Source organism: Pseudomonas sp. GW460-12-10-14-TSB1, from assembly GCF_017349775.1.
GTDB classification, from domain to species: domain Bacteria; phylum Pseudomonadota; class Gammaproteobacteria; order Pseudomonadales; family Pseudomonadaceae; genus Aquipseudomonas; species Aquipseudomonas piscium.
On sequence record NZ_JACNAC010000002.1, the window covers coordinates 221,944 to 236,271 of the forward strand.

Genomic DNA, 14,328 nt, shown 5'->3' on the forward strand with positions numbered 1-14,328 from the left:
TTCATTGACAGGTTGTAGTCCTGGAGAAAACGCCGAGTAAGGAACCTCAGCCTTGTAATGCCAAACCGGCATATAGGACCATGACATCCTTCAGAAAAGGACTTCCCCATGATTCTTGCGCCCCATCGTCTGGCCTTGCGTATTGCGTTGATCGTTTCCGGCAGCCTGGCAGCCCAGGCCCATGCCACCAACCTCATCATCGACAGCCCGATCACCACGCCACCCGACACCCAGGATGTTACCAGGGTCACGGTTACCCCCACGGGCAGCCTGATCACCAGTCCAACGGCGCTGGGCCTGCACTCCGATTACGAAACCCGCGACCGACGTATTTATAACTCCGGCCAGATCATTTCCACGGGTGGTCTGGCGATAGACATAAGCCGCAATCCCGTCTGGTCACTGGGTAGTTACCAGATTCAGAACAATGCGGGCGGACTGATTCAGGGCCTGGATGCGGCCATTCGCATCAATGACTACGCCGCCAGCTATATCGCCATCGATAACGCCGGCACGATTCGCTCGCTCAACGGTGAGGGCCTGGAATTAAGACAGGCCGGATGGTTCATGGACGGTGCCTCGGTGACCAACCGCGCGAGCGGCGTGATCCATTCCACTTTCAATGACGGCATCAAGACAATCGACAAGAGTCACATCATCAACTATGGAGAGATTTCGACCGGCGACACCCGAACCGCCAGTGACGAGTTCGACGGCATCGACGCTGGCAGCCCAGGTATCGACACGGGTATCGCAGTCTCGGTCGACAACCAGGGCCTGATATCCGGTGGTCGGCACGGCATAGCCACGCTTCGGGATGCCACGCTGGTGAATGTCGGGACAGTCACCGGGCGCAATGGCGCCGGCTTTTTCAGCGCAGGCGACGGCGAAGTCTCCAATCGCTATACCGGCATCATCAGCGGCAATGTGAGCGGGCTGCACGATGCGGACGGTGACGGTATCAGGATCGCCAAGGTTGCCTCGGTGGTCAACTCCGGCATCATCCAGGGAACCGGCGCCAGCGGTGTTAACCAACACGGCGCAGCCAATACCAGTGAAGGTATCTCCATCGGCGGCGGCTCCATTACCAACGCGGGGGCACCTGCACCCGGCATGGCGGCCGCTCTGATCAGCGGTGCCAACAACGGCATTCTGGTCGACGATGGCAACGGCGGCTCGGCCGTCGCCGCAACGACCCTCAACAATGGCGGCATCATTCGTGGCCTGGATGGTTTTGGGGTGAAGTTCGTAGGCGACTTCGCCGACGAGGTAAGAAACAGCGGCCTGATCAGCGGCAGCAATGGCCTGGCCCTGGACATGGGCGGGGGTGACGACCGGTTGACCCTGCTCAACGGCAGCCGCTTCGATGGCCTGGTAGATGGTGGCACTGGCCACAACACCCTGGTCATGGGCGTAGACAACGGTGCCGCTCCCACTGGCAGCTTCGGTGACAGCCGTAACTTCCAGGTCCTGGAAGTGCGCCGGGGCGACTGGACCCTGACCGGCAAGGGCGACTTCAGCGAAGGGGCGCACGTCTTCGACTTCGCGCACCTGACCAACCTGGGTGCTATCGCGGGCGATGTGCTCGTCGACCCACAAGCGCAATACAGCGGCAACGGCACGGTCAACAACCTGACCATCAATGGCTTGCTCAGCACCAGCGCTCAGCTCGGAGCCCCGCAGGTCAAGGGTGACCTGGTGATGGGCAGTGGCTCTACGCTGTTGTTCGGGGTCGATGCCGACGGTAGCGCCGGCACCACCCGGGTCGCAGGCAACGCCAAGCTGACCGGCTCATCATTGATCGTGCGCGCCGACGACTCCGTAGACGACTATCCGTGGCGTAGCCAATACAGGGTGCTGGAGGCCGGTAGCATTACAGGGACCTTCGCCAGGGTCTCCGGTGATGCCTATGCCTTCCTTGACCCGGTCATTACCTATGGTTCCAACGCCGTTGATCTGACGTATACCCGCAACGGAGTCGACTTCAGCGAATACGCCCGCACCGCCAACGGTGCGCGGGCCGTGCGCAGCATAGAAGAGATGCACCAGGCAGAAGAAAACACCCTGTACAACGCCCTGCTGAACACCAGTGAAAGCAGCGCCGGCATCGCCATCGAAAAACTGGCCGGCAGCGGCAACGCCAATCTGGGCATCGCTACCCTGAACGCCAGTTCGCAAGTCGCTACGTCCATGCTCGCCGCCATGCACCAGATGGGCAGCGGCGCCGGCCTGCTGGTGGGGCTCGATCAAGCGCAAACCCCGACCCTCGCGGCCACTGGCGTACCCGGTAGCCTGCGCAACCTGAATGACCCGAACGCCCGGGGTCGCGTCTGGCTGCAAGGTATCGGCAGCTACGGCAAGCTCGATGGCGAACACGGCAACCCTGGGCTGCAGCAGAAAACCGCCGGTAGCGTGCTGGGTATCGATTGGTCGTTGTCACCGGTCTGGCGCATGGGCGTACTGGGGGGCTACTCGAAAACCGACCTGAGCAACAGCGACGTCGACGGCAAGCTTCGCAGCTGGCACCTGGGGGCTTATGCCATGCGCCAGGACGGGCCGCTGGCGTTGCGCCTGGGCGCGGCATACAGCCGGCACGACGGGGATAACAAACGCACGGTGGAGTTCGACAGCTTCAGCGATCACCCCAAGGGCAGCTACGACGCCGACAGCCAACAGGCGTTCGCCGAGCTGGGTTACACCCTGGGCACAGGCCGGCTCAATGTCGAACCCTTCGCCAATCTGGGCTACCAGCGTTATCACCGTGATCGCTATACCGAGAAAGGCGGCGCGGCATCACTGGACGTGCACTCCCAGACCCAGGACAACTTCAGCAGCACCTTTGGCGTACGCCTGGCCCAACTCAACCAGCTGCAAAACGGAATCAGCCTGACGCCCCGGGCCAGTCTCGGCTGGCGCCATACCTATGGGGATGTCGACAGCGAAACCCGCCAGGCATTCCTGCTGGGCGGCAGCGCCTTCAAGGTCGAAGGCAGCGCCCTGGATCGCGATAGCTTGATGATCGAGGCCGGCCTGGATGTCGGGCTGTCGGCGCGTCATACCTTGAGTGTCGGCTACAACGGGGAGCTGGGTAGCAACAGCCGTAACCATGCATGGATGGGGCAGTGGCAGATGAGCTTCTGATCGCGACGTGACCATCGCGGGACGCCAGAAAAAACCAGGCAAAAAAAAGGGGGCATCTGCCCCCCGAGGTAAAACGTTGCAGATGAAGGCCTGAACTCAGCCTTCGATCTCGATCAGGATTTCGCCCGGGTTGACCCGGTCGCCCTTGGCCACGTGGATGGCGGTGACCTTGCCGGCGATGGCCGCCTGGACTTCGGTTTCCATCTTCATGGCTTCGGTGATCAGTACGGCCTGGCCGGCCTTGACGCTGTCGCCTTCCTTGACCAGCACGTCGACGATATTGCCCGGCATGGTGGTGCTGACGTGGCCCGGCGCACTGGCTTGCTTGCGCTTGCTGCTGCCGCTGCCGACGAACTCGTTGAGCGGCTCGAACACCACTTCTTCCGGCATGCCGTCGATGGACAGGTAGAAGTGGCGCTTGCCTTCGGCCTTCACGCCGACACCGGTGATGTCGACGCGGTAGGTCTCGCCGTGCACGTCGATGACGAACTCGGTCGGTACGCCTTCGCCGCCGGCCGAGGTCACGCCGCCCGCTTCCGGAATCGGCAGCAGCACTTCCGGTGTCAGGGTGCCGGCTTCGCGTTCTTCGAGGAACTTGCGCCCGATGTCCGGGAACATGGCGTAGGTCAGCACGTCTTCTTCGGACTTGGCCAGGGCGCCGATGTCAGTGCGCAGCTTGGTCATTTCCGGCTTCAGCAGGTCGGCCGGGCGCACGTCGATCACCTCCTCGCTGCCGATCGCCTGACGTCGCAACTTCTCGTCCACCTCGCCCGGCGCCTTGCCGTAGCCGCCTTGCAGGTACAGCTTCACCTCGTTGGTGATGGTCTTGTAGCGCTCGCCGGCCAACACGTTGAAGAACGCCTGGGTACCGACGATCTGCGAAGTCGGGGTCACCAGCGGTGGGTAGCCGAGGTCGTGACGCACCCGCGGGATCTCCGCCAGCACTTCGTTCATGCGGTTCAGGGCGCCCTGCTCCTTGAGCTGGTTGGCCAGGTTGGAAATCATCCCGCCCGGAACCTGGTTGACCTGCACCCGGGTATCGACCGCGGTGAACTCGCTTTCGAACTGGTGGTACTTCTTGCGCACGGCGTAGAAGTACAGGCCGATTTCCTGCAGTAGCTCCAGGTCCAGGCCGGTGTCGAATTCGCTGCCTTTGAGGGCGGCGACCATCGATTCGGTGCCCGGGTGGCTGGTGCCCCAGGCGAAGCTGGAGATCGCGGTGTCGATGTGGTCGGCACCGTTTTCGATGGCCTTGAGCTGGCACATCGCGGCCAGGCCGGCCGTGTCATGGGAGTGGACGAACACCGGCAGCGACTGCTCGGCCTTCAGCGCCTTGACCAGCTCGCCAGTGGCGTAAGGAGTCAGCAGACCGGCCATGTCCTTGATCGCCACCGAGTCGCAACCCATGGATTCCATCTGCTTGGCCTGGGCCACGAACGCCTCGATGGTGTGCACCGGGCTGGTGGTGTAGGCGATGGTGCCCTGGGCGTGCTTGCCGGCGGCTTTCACCGCTTCGATGGCCACCCGCAGGTTACGCACGTCGTTCATGGCGTCGAAGATGCGGAACACGTCGATGCCGTTGACCGCCGCCTTGGCGACGAAGGCCTTGACCACGTCGTCGCTGTAATGGCGGTAGCCCAGCAGGTTCTGCCCGCGCAGAAGCATCTGCAGGCGAGTGTTGGGCAGCGCGGCGCGCAGTTTGCGCAGGCGCTCCCACGGGTCTTCCTTGAGGAAACGCACACAGGCATCGAAGGTCGCGCCGCCCCAGACTTCCAGCGACCAGTAGCCGACTTTGTCGAGCTTGTCGCAGATCGGCAGCATGTCTTCGGTGCGCATGCGGGTCGCCAGCAACGATTGGTGGGCGTCGCGCAGGATGGTGTCGGTAACAAAAATCTTCTTGCTCATTGTTCTTTTCCTCACAGGCCTGCGTGGGCGGCGATGGCGGCGGCGATGGCCAGGGCCAGCTCTTCGGGTTTGCGCTTGATCGAGTAGTTGGTCAGTTCAGGGTGGCTTTCGACGAAGCTGGTGTTGAACTGGCCGCTACGGAATTCCGGGTTACGCAGGATTTCCTGGTAATACGCGGCGGTGGTCTTGACCCCTTGCAGACGCATGTCGTCCAGGGCACGCAAGCCACGGTCCATCGCCTCTTCCCAGGTCAGGGCCCAGACCACCAGCTTCAGGCACATGGAGTCGTAGAACGGCGGAATGGTGTAGCCGGTGTAGATCGCCGTGTCGGTACGCACGCCAGGGCCGCCGGGCGCGTAATAACGGGTGATCTTGCCGAAGCTCGGCAGGAAGTTGTTTTTCGGGTCTTCGGCGTTGATCCGGAACTGCAGGGCGAAACCACGGTGATGGATGTCTTCCTGCTTCACCGAAAGCGGCAGGCCGGAAGCGATGCGGATCTGTTCGCGAACGATGTCGATGCCGGTGATTTCCTCGGTGATGGTGTGTTCCACCTGCACCCGGGTGTTCATCTCCATGAAGTACACCTCGCCATCGGCGAGCAGGAACTCCACGGTACCGGCGTTCTCGTAACCTACCGCCTTGGCCGCGCGCACCGACAGGTCGCCGATGTAGGCGCGCTGTTCCGGGGTCAGTTGCGGGCTCGGGGCGATCTCGATCAGCTTCTGGTTGCGGCGCTGGATCGAGCAGTCGCGCTCGAACAGGTGCACCACGTTGCCAAAGCTGTCGCCGAGGATCTGCGCCTCAATGTGCTTGGGATTGACGATGCACTTCTCCAGGAACACTTCGGCGGAGCCGAACGCCTTGGTCGCCTCGGAAATCACCCGGGGGAACGCCTGTTCCAGCTCGTCCCGGCTGTTGCAGCGACGAATGCCACGGCCGCCACCGCCGGAGGTGGCCTTGAGCATCACCGGGTAACCGATGCGGTCGCCTTCGCGCAGGGCTTCGTGGATATCGGCGACGTTGCCTTCGGTGCCCGGGGTAACCGGCACGCCAGCCTTGATCATGCTGCGGCGGGCTTCGGTCTTGTCGCCCATGCGGCGAATCACTTCAGCCGATGGACCTATGAATTTGATTCCACGTTCGGCGCAGATGTCCGCCAGTTCGGCGTTTTCCGAAAGGAAGCCGTAGCCGGGGTGCAGCGCGTCGCAGCCGGTCTCCACTGCCAGGTTCACCAGCTTGCGCGGGTTCAGGTAGCCGGCCAGGGGTTCGGCACCGATGCTGTGGGCTTCATCCGCGCGCTTCACATGCAGGGCATGGCGATCGGCGTCGGAGAAGATCGCGACCGAGCGAATGCCCATCTCGGCGCAGGCACGCACGATTCGTACGGCAATCTCACCACGGTTGGCGATCAGGATCTTTTTTATCACTTGGAGGTACCCTTGAGCCGTTGGAACATACGACCCGCTAGACCGGGTCGGCGCGTGACCAAATGTTTCAAGCCAGTCGCAGGCCCACACTATTCCTGTCGATGAATTAACAAAAATCAATAATTATTGGGTTGCTCATAAGCAAAGACTTATAGTTGATCCGACAGCCCTCGGCGCGAGACCTTAGATAATGCGTAAGTCCTTGATGCGTATGACATTACGCCAATTGCAGATATTCAATGAGGTCTGCGATCTGCGCTCCTACAGCCGGGCGGCGGACGAAATGTCTCTCACTCAGCCCGCCGTCAGCCTGCAGATTCGTCAGCTGGAGGAACTGATCGGCCAGCCTTTGTTCGACTACGTGGGCAAGAAGCTCTACATGACCGAGGCCGCCGAGGCCCTGCAACGGGCCAGCCGCGACATCTTCGGGCGCCTGGAGAACCTCGACATGCAGCTGTCGGACATGCAGGGCTCCTTGCAGGGCCAGCTGAAGCTGGCGGTGGAGTCCAGCGCCAAGTACTTCGTGCCGCACCTGTTCGCGGCCTTCAAGCGCCAGCACCCTGAAGTGAACCTGCAACTGACGGTGGTCAACCGGGGCCAAGTGATCCGCCGCCTCTCGGACAACCGCGACGACCTGGTGATTATGTCCATGGTCCCGCAGGACATGGGCCTGGAGTTCCTGCCGTTCCTCAACAACCCGATCGTCGCCGTGGCGCCGCCCGACCATCCGCTGTGCCATCTGGGGCCGCTGCGCCTGCAGGACCTGGAACCCTACAACCTGCTGGTACGCGAACAGGGTTCGGGCACGCGCCTGGCCTGCGAGGAGTATTTCAAGGAAAAGCGCGTGCACTTCACCCAGACCCTGGAAGTGTCGTCGGCCGAAGCGCAGCGGGAGTGTGTGCTGGCGGGTCTGGGCGTGGCGCTGTTGACGCGCCACGCCCTGAACCTTGAGTTGGCAACCGGAGGACTCGTCGAGTTGCCGGTAGAAGAGCTGCCGTTGTATCGCAGCTGGTGCCTGGTGCAGGCCAAGGCTAAACGCCTGTCACCGGTAGCGCATGCGTTCCTGGGGTTTATCCGCAGCGAACGGGTGCAGATCAGCGGGCTTGTTGAACGTTTTGACGGGAAGCTGCCGGGGCTGCCTGCCAGTAATTGACGGCGTCCAGCTCGGGGTAGTCGTTGATTTCCTGCTGCAGACGGCGCAGCTCACAGCGATGTTCGATCGCGCGGCGAAATTCCATGCGGCGCTGGTCTTCCTGTTGACGACGGGTTTTGACTGCGCTGTTGCTCTCTTCGTAAGGCCGGGCCATTTCAAGTCTCCCAATGCGAGTACGGGAGTACAAGATGAAGCCTGCCAATGACGATTTGGCTGCGGGTCGGTTACAGGATGATGAAAATTGCCGACGATGAAGGCGCCGCGATCAGTCGTCGAGCGCCTTCACCGACTTGGGCGACAGGCGCAGGCTGCGAAGGCTGCGTTTGACGCTCTTGAGGTGGTTGACCAGGCTCGGGCCGCGGGCCATGGCCACGCCCATCGCCAGGACGTCGATCACCACCAGGTGGGCGATGCGCGAGGTCAGCGGGGTATAGATCTCGGTGTCTTCATGCACGTCGATCGCCAGGTTGACGGTCGACAGCTCGGCCAGCGGTGTCTGGCTCGGGCACAGGGTGATCAGCGAGGCGCCGCTTTCACGCACCAGGTTGGCGGTGATCAGCAGGTCCTTGGAACGCCCGGACTGGGAAATGCAGATCGCCACGTCGGTGGGCTTGAGGGTCACCGCCGACATCGCCTGCATATGCGGGTCGGAATAGGCCGCCGCGGTCAACAGCAGGCGGAAGAACTTGTGCTGGGCGTCCGCCGCCACCGCGCCGGAAGCGCCGAAGCCGTAGAACTCCACGCGCTGGGCCTGGGACATGAGGGTCACAGCCCTTTGCAGTTCCACCGGATCGAGCTTCTCGCGAACCTCCATCAGGGTGTGCAGGGTGGTGTCGAAGATCTTCAGACTGTAGTCGGCGACCGAATCGTCTTCGTGAATCGCGAACTGGCCGAAGCTCGCCCCGGCGGCCAGGCTCTGGGCCAGCTTGAGCTTCAGGTCCTGGAACCCCGAGCAACCGATGGCCCGGCAGAAACGCACGATGGTCGGCTCGCTGATACCCACGCTGTGGGCCAGGTCGGCCATGGAACTGTGCATCACAGCCGCAGGGTCGAGCAGCACATGATCGGCGACCTTGAGCTCCGACTTGCGCAAGAGATGGCGTGATTGGGCAATGTGCTGCAACAGATTCAAAGGGCTGGACTCATTGTTATGGGGCAGACGCCCAAGGATGTAGCAATTTTGTAGTTATACTACATGAATTCGCTTTTTGCCTGCTCAATGCGTAACTGAATCACCTTTGCACCCCACTGTTTCAGCCTCGCGTGCTCTTTGTAGCTGCTGGCGCGGCCTATGCCAGCGGCTACCGGGTCTCGGCCCTCAATAGCGCCGCAAGGCCCTCGGCGTCCACCGGCCGGCTGATCAGGTAGCCCTGCACCTCATCGCATTTCTGCTCCTTGAGAAACGCCAGCTGCCCCGGATGCTCCACCCCTTCGGCCACCACTTTCAGCGACAGCCCGTGGGCCATGGCGATGATCGCCCGAGTGATCGCCGCGTCGGCGCCGCCTTCGCTCAGGCCACGGATGAACGCCTGGTCGATCTTCACGTAGTCCACCGGAATCCGCTTGAGGTAACTCAGCGAGGAATAACCGGTGCCGAAGTCGTCGATGGCCAGCTTCACCCCCAGGTCACGCAGTTGCTGGAAGGTGGAAACGATGTGTTCGACGCTGTCGAGCAGATGGCTTTCGGTCAGCTCCAGCTCGAGAAAGTGCGGCGCCAGCCCGGTTTCTTCCAGCACGCTGCGCACCTGGCTGACCAACTTGCCCTGGCGCAGCTGATGCACCGACAGGTTCACCGACACCCGAATCGCCGGCAGCCCCTGGCGCTGCCACTCGCAGGCTTGCCAGCAAGCCTGGCGCAATACGAATTCGCCGATCGGGCCGATCAGCCCGATCTCCTCCGCCAGGCCGATGAAGTCCCCCGGCGGCACCCGCCCCAGGTCGGGATGGTCCCAGCGCACCAGGGCTTCGGCGGCATTCAGGCGGCCGGTGGCGAGGCACAGTTTCGGCTGGTAGAACACCTTCAGCTGGCGCTCCTCGACCGCCTTGCGCAGTTGGTTCTCCAACTGCAGGCGCTCCAGGGTGCTGGCTTGCAGGCTGGCGGTGTAGAACTGGAAGTTGTTGCCGCCCAGGTGCTTGGCGTGTTGCATGGCGATGTTCGCCTGGCTGATCAGCGCCGGAATTTCCCGCGCGCTGTCGGGCAGCATGCTGATGCCCATGGAGGCGCTGACCACCAGCTCATGGCCTTCCACGGTGATCGGCAAGCGCAGCTTCGCCGACAGGCGCGTGGCCACCCGGGTCAGGCTCGACAGGCTGCCATAGGCATCGAACAGCACCGCGAATTCATCGCCGGACAACCGGGCAATGGTGTCGGCTTCCGGCAGCGCGTTGACCAGCCGCCGCGCCATTTTCTGCAACAGCTGGTCGGCGACGTCGTGGCCCAGGCTGTCGTTGAGCAGCTTGAAACGGTCCAGATTGATATGCACCAGGGCCAGGCTGCGGCCGCCCTGACGCATCCGTTGATGGGCTTCGCGCAAGCGTTCGCGGAACAGCGAACGGTTGGCCAGGCCGGTGAGTTCGTCGTAATGGGTCAGGTAGCGCATGCGCTCTTCGGATTCGCGCCGCGCCGACAGGTCGGCGAAGAAGCCCACAATATGGCTGATATTTCCCCGCGTATCGCGCACCACGTTCAATTGCAACCACTGCGGGTACAGCTCGCCGTTCTTGCGCGCCTCCACCAGTTCGCCCTGCCAGCTGCCGTGCTGTTCGAGGGCCTGATGAATCACCGGATAGTGTCGCCGCGCATCGCGGCTGCATGGCAGGTCGACCACATTGCGTCCGAGCATGTCCTCGATCTGGTAACCGGTGACCCGGCTGAACGCCTGGTTGACCGCCAGCAGCACGTAATTGGGGTCGAGGATCACAATGCCTTCGCTGGCCGCCTCGAACACCATCGCCGACAGGCGTCGCTGCTCTTCCTGCTGCTTGCTGGCGCTGATATCGCGCCGGGTGCCGACCATGCGCAGCACCCGTCCGCCGGGGCCGCGCTCCACAGCGCGCCCACGGTCCTCGATCCAGACCCAGTGGCCATCGCCGTGGCGCACGCGGTATTCCACCAGGTAATCCTCGGTGCGCCCCTTCAAGTGCTCGACCAGCGCGCGCTTGAGCAGCGGCAGGTCTTCGGGGTGCAGCAGCGGCTTGAGGTGGCTGAGCATCGCCCGCACGAACTCCGGTTCCAGGCCGAACAACTCCTTGATATGGCTGTGATGGACCTCGTCGGTCTGCAGGTTCCAGTCCCACAGCCCCAGCTGGCTGGCCTTCAGGGCCAGGGCCAGGCGCGCCTCGCTCTTGCTCAGGGCCTGGTTGGCCGCGTCCAGTTCGAGGCTGCGCTGGGCCACCCGGCTTTCCAGGCCGACCTGGGCTTCGCGCAGCTCTTCTTCGGCGCGGCGGCGCTGCTCGACTTCCCGTAGCAGCTCGCTGTTGAGCAGCTCGCTGCGGCTCTGCGCCTGTTGCAGATGCTCGATCAGGGCCTGGTTCTGGAAACGCCGCAGCAAGCCCATCTGGATCAGGCGGTTGACCTGCCAGGCCACCACACTCAGCGACACCAGCAGGATCAAGCCCAGCCAGCCCCAGCCACGCTGCTGCTCGTCGCCGCCCCAGAACAGGTAACCGATCGCCGGCAACAGGCAGGGCAAGGTAAAGGACAGGAAGGCCGGCAGGCTGACCGCATAGGCCACGCTGGCCGAGAGGATCGCCGCGCCGATCAGGCCGAAGACCCAGGCCTGTTGCAGGAAATTGTCGGTGGGCATCAGGGCGATGCCGGCACAGGCCAGGGTCAGGCCGCTGACGGCGGAGCCGAGCAGGAACATGCGGCGCCAGACCGGTTGCGCCTGGCGGCTGGGAATCGCCGAGTCGAACGCCGCCACCTGGATCACCCGCAGGGCGACCAGGGCCAGCAACCAGACCATCCACACGCTGACCAGCCAGTAACGCTCGGGGCTCCACAGCAGCCAGGCGCAGACCAGGCCGTTGAGCAGCATGAACAGGGTGGGCAACAGGGAGCCCTGATAAAGCAGGCGCGTGCGCTCTACCGCCATCTCCATGGCGTATTGCTTGCGAACAACCCGAGGCTCCACGGAGGGTCCGGACGGGCCAGTGCTGAGTGTCATAGGCAGTGTTCTTATAATGATTGAGCCCGAAACGTCGCCGGAGCATACACAAGCAACCGCCCGGACCAAACAGCCTGGAATCATAAAACCGACAAATCCGCTCGAGCGCCGATCCCGGTGAAATTCCTCCAGCCAAGCCCGGCCAACGGCTGCAGCCCGTGACCGACCGGTCGTCCCCAACGTTCTTTTATCGGCTAAACCAAAGCTTGGTTTGCCCGGTGTGCGCCAGCCCCCTAGAATGCCCCGATGCGCGATGATCTCTCCCTTCTGCTGAACTCCCTCAACGATGCCCAACGCCAGGCCGTAGCCGCCTCCTTGGGTCGTCAGTTGGTCCTGGCCGGTGCTGGCTCCGGTAAAACCCGAGTGCTGGTGCACCGTATCGCCTGGTTGATCCAGGTCGAGAACGCCTCGCCCCACTCCATCCTGTCGGTGACCTTCACCAACAAGGCCGCTGCCGAGATGCGCCAGCGCATCGAGCAGTTGATGGGTATCAACCCGGCCGGCATGTGGGTCGGCACCTTCCACGGCCTGGCGCACCGCCTGCTGCGGGCGCACTGGCAAGAAGCCGGCCTGAGCCAGACCTTCCAGATCCTCGACAGCGACGACCAGCAACGCCTGGTCAAGCGGGTGATCCGCGACCTCGGTCTGGACGAGCAGCGCTGGCCGGCTCGGCAGGCCCAGTGGTTCATCAACGGGCAGAAGGACGAAGGCCTGCGCCCGCAACACATTCAAGCCAGCGGCGACCTGTTCCTGGCCACCATGCGCGGCATCTACGAGGCCTACGAGGCCGCCTGCCAGCGCGCCGGGGTCATCGACTTCTCCGAACTGCTGCTGCGCGCCCTGGACCTGTGGCGTGACCACCCGGGCCTGCTGGCGCACTACCAGAAGCGTTTCCGCCACGTGCTGGTGGACGAGTTCCAGGACACCAACGCCGTGCAGTACGCCTGGTTGCGCCTGCTGGCCAAGGGCGGCGACAGCCTGATGGTGGTGGGCGACGACGACCAGTCGATCTACGGCTGGCGCGGCGCGAAGATCGAGAACATCCACCAGTATTCCGAAGACTTCCCGGACACCGAAGTGATCCGCCTGGAGCAGAACTACCGCTCCACCGCCGGCATCCTCAAGGCCGCCAACGCCCTGATCGCCAATAACACCGGGCGCCTGGGCAAGGAGCTGTGGACCGACGGCGGCGAAGGCGAAGCGATCAATCTGTACGCCGCCTTCAACGAACACGACGAAGCGCGCTACGTGGTGGAAACCATCGAAAGCGCCCTGAAGACCGGCCTGGCCCGCAGCGATATCGCCATCCTGTATCGCTCCAACGCCCAGTCGCGGGTGCTGGAAGAAGCGCTGCTGCGCGAGCGCATTCCGTACCGTATCTACGGCGGCCAGCGCTTCTTCGAGCGCGCCGAAATCAAGAACGCCATGGCCTACCTGCGCCTGCTCGAAGGTCGCGGCAACGACGCGGCCCTGGAGCGGGTGATCAACGTGCCGACCCGCGGCATTGGCGAAAAGACCGTCGAAGCGATTCGCGAACACGCGCGCCACAGCCATGTGTCGATGTGGGAAGCGATGCGCCAGCTGGTGGTCAATAAAGGCGTGACCGGACGTGCCGCCGGTGCCCTGGGCGCCTTCATGGAACTGATCGAGCACCTGGCGGCGAAAACCGCCGAGATGCCGTTGCACCTGATGACCCAGACCGTTATCGAGCAGTCCGGACTGATCGCCTACCACGAAGCGGAAAAAGGCGAGAAAGGCCAGGCCCGGGTAGAAAACCTTGAGGAGCTGGTCAGCGCCGCGCGCAACTTCGAGCACACAGAAGAAGACCAGGAGCTGACGCCGCTGGCGGCCTTCCTCGGCCACGCTTCGCTGGAAGCCGGCGACACCCAGGCCGACGAGCACGAAGACAGCATCCAACTGATGACCCTGCACAGCGCCAAGGGCCTGGAATTCCCTTACGTGTTCCTGGTGGGCATGGAAGAAGGCCTGTTCCCGCACAAGATGAGCCTGGAAGAACCCGGCCGCCTTGAAGAAGAACGGCGCCTGGCCTACGTCGGCATCACCCGGGCGATGCAGAACCTGGTGATGACCTACGCTGAAACCCGTCGCCTGTACGGCAGCGAGACCTACAACAAGGTGTCGCGTTTCGTACGGGAAGTACCGAAGGGGCTGATCCAGGAAGTGCGCCTGTCCAACAGCGTCAGCCGTCCGTTCGGTGGCGGCCAGTCGCAGAGTACCAGCAGCCTGTTCGGCGGCAGCGAGATCCCCGACACCGGCCTCAGCCTCGGCCAGGCGGTACGCCACTCGGTATTCGGCGACGGCGTGATCCTCAACTTCGAAGGCGCCGGCGCCCAGGCCCGGGTCCAGGTGAACTTCAGCGAAGGCAGCAAGTGGCTGATGCTCGGCTACGCCAAGCTCGAAGCCATCTGAAGCTCCGACTCCGCCGTGCCGGGGCGCTGCTTCTGAACGAGAAGCGACCCTCTGCATGGGGCGCAATCGGCCCGATCGGCGCCGGCAGTGAGACTGCTGGCGCCGG

General features: G+C 63.2%; 8 protein-coding genes. 3 read left to right on the forward strand and 5 right to left on the reverse strand.

From position 1 onward, the window contains the following. The first annotated feature begins 108 nt into the window (after positions 1 to 108). Positions 109 to 3,141: an autotransporter outer membrane beta-barrel domain-containing protein gene (locus tag J4D52_RS02555; protein WP_102676102.1), complete on the forward strand. Its 3,033-nt coding sequence runs from the start codon at positions 109 to 111 to the stop codon at positions 3,139 to 3,141. A gap of 96 nt (positions 3,142 to 3,237) precedes the next feature. On the opposite strand, the gene oadA is transcribed toward J4D52_RS02555, so the two are convergent. Next, on the reverse strand, positions 3,238 to 5,046 hold the full coding sequence (gene oadA / locus J4D52_RS02560) for a sodium-extruding oxaloacetate decarboxylase subunit alpha (protein ID WP_063433435.1): 1,809 nt from the start codon (positions 5,044 to 5,046) through the stop codon (positions 3,238 to 3,240). A gap of 11 nt (positions 5,047 to 5,057) precedes the next feature. Next, on the reverse strand, positions 5,058 to 6,473 hold the full coding sequence (locus tag J4D52_RS02565; RefSeq protein WP_023967762.1) for an acetyl-CoA carboxylase biotin carboxylase subunit: 1,416 nt from the start codon (positions 6,471 to 6,473) through the stop codon (positions 5,058 to 5,060). Between the two features lie 190 nt (positions 6,474 to 6,663). Here J4D52_RS02565 and J4D52_RS02570 point away from each other — a divergent pair, with 190 nt between their 5' ends. Then, entirely contained in the window at positions 6,664 to 7,626 is a 963-nt protein-coding gene (locus J4D52_RS02570; RefSeq protein WP_053276727.1) for a LysR family transcriptional regulator, read from the forward strand. Here J4D52_RS02570 and J4D52_RS02575 read toward each other — a convergent pair. The 3 genes from J4D52_RS02575 to J4D52_RS02585 form a co-directional block, all read right to left on the reverse strand. Then, positions 7,568 to 7,780: a PA3496 family putative envelope integrity protein gene (locus J4D52_RS02575; RefSeq protein WP_025806953.1), complete on the reverse strand. Its 213-nt coding sequence runs from the start codon at positions 7,778 to 7,780 to the stop codon at positions 7,568 to 7,570. The two genes, J4D52_RS02570 and J4D52_RS02575, sit on opposite strands and share 59 nt — an antisense overlap. Before the next feature lie 111 nt (positions 7,781 to 7,891). Continuing rightward, positions 7,892 to 8,758 (reverse strand): transcriptional regulator HexR, encoded by an 867-nt coding sequence (gene hexR, locus J4D52_RS02580; RefSeq protein WP_007927594.1) that lies wholly within the window; start codon positions 8,756 to 8,758, stop codon positions 7,892 to 7,894. Between the two features lie 169 nt (positions 8,759 to 8,927). After that, positions 8,928 to 11,792, reverse strand: a complete 2,865-nt coding sequence (locus J4D52_RS02585; RefSeq protein ID WP_102676101.1) for a bifunctional diguanylate cyclase/phosphodiesterase — start codon at positions 11,790 to 11,792, stop codon at positions 8,928 to 8,930. 246 nt (positions 11,793 to 12,038) lie between these two features. Here J4D52_RS02585 and uvrD point away from each other — a divergent pair, with 246 nt between their 5' ends. Then, entirely contained in the window at positions 12,039 to 14,222 is a 2,184-nt protein-coding gene (gene uvrD, locus J4D52_RS02590; RefSeq protein WP_025806951.1) for a DNA helicase II, read from the forward strand. Positions 14,223 to 14,328 lie beyond the last annotated feature (106 nt).

Coding starts and splice junctions, on each gene's coding strand:
- J4D52_RS02555 (WP_102676102.1), top strand. CDS start 109: ATGATTCTTGCGCCCCATCGTCTGGCCTTGCGTATTGCGTTGATCGTT.
- oadA (WP_063433435.1), bottom strand. CDS start 5,046: ATGAGCAAGAAGATTTTTGTTACCGACACCATCCTGCGCGACGCCCAC.
- J4D52_RS02575 (WP_025806953.1), bottom strand. CDS start 7,780: ATGGCCCGGCCTTACGAAGAGAGCAACAGCGCAGTCAAAACCCGTCGT.
- J4D52_RS02570 (WP_053276727.1), top strand. CDS start 6,664: ATGCGTAAGTCCTTGATGCGTATGACATTACGCCAATTGCAGATATTC.
- uvrD (WP_025806951.1), top strand. CDS start 12,039: ATGCGCGATGATCTCTCCCTTCTGCTGAACTCCCTCAACGATGCCCAA.
- J4D52_RS02585 (WP_102676101.1), bottom strand. CDS start 11,792: ATGACACTCAGCACTGGCCCGTCCGGACCCTCCGTGGAGCCTCGGGTT.